This window comes from Paracoccus sp. S4493, from assembly GCF_000967735.1.
In the GTDB taxonomy this organism is placed as follows: Bacteria; Pseudomonadota; Alphaproteobacteria; order Rhodobacterales; family Rhodobacteraceae; genus Paracoccus; species Paracoccus marcusii.
Window position 1 is genome coordinate 1 of sequence record NZ_JXYF01000228.1, and the last position, 548, is coordinate 548.

Sequence of the window (548 nt, forward strand, 5' to 3'; positions counted from 1 at the left end):
CCGTCCATCTCGGCGGCGGTCGGCAGGGGATCCTTCTTCCGGGTGATCACCGGCCAGAGTTCGGAATACTTGCGGTTGAACTCGACCCAACTTTCCATCGCCGGCTCGGTATCCGGGCGGATTGCGTCTGCGGGGCATTCCGGTTCGCAGACGCCACAGTCGATGCATTCGTCGGGATGGATGACCAACGTGTTCTCGCCTTCGTAGAAGCAGTCCACGGGGCACACTTCGACGCAATCAGTGTATTTGCACATGATGCAGTTGTCAGTCACGACATAGGTCATCGGGGCGCTTTCGTCTGGTCTGTTCGGGCTGTCACCTAGACATTCCCGGGGGATCAATCAAGTCTTCGCGATACAGCAGCTGCGCCTCGGGGGCCGGGCCGCGCCGGTCCGACAGGCCCACCACGGTCAGCACCCGCACTTGCTGATAGGCGGATACGGTCAGCACGTCGCCGGGCCGCACGGCGCGCCCCGGCTTGCGGCAGGGCTGGCCGTTGACCCGGATGCCGCCCGCCTCGATGCGGGCGGCGGCCAGGCCGCGCGTCT

The 548-nt window shown here is 65.1% G+C and carries 2 protein-coding genes; both read right to left on the reverse strand.

The genetic code is table 11. From position 1 onward, the window contains the following. Positions 1–284 (reverse strand): ferredoxin FdxA (gene fdxA / locus TW83_RS16580; protein WP_045983889.1); only part of this gene is annotated, 284 nt, incomplete at its 3' end. A gap of 31 nt (positions 285–315) precedes the next feature. Beyond that, on the reverse strand, positions 316–548 hold a 233-nt coding region (locus TW83_RS16585; protein WP_045983890.1), incomplete at its 5' end, for a S4 domain-containing protein.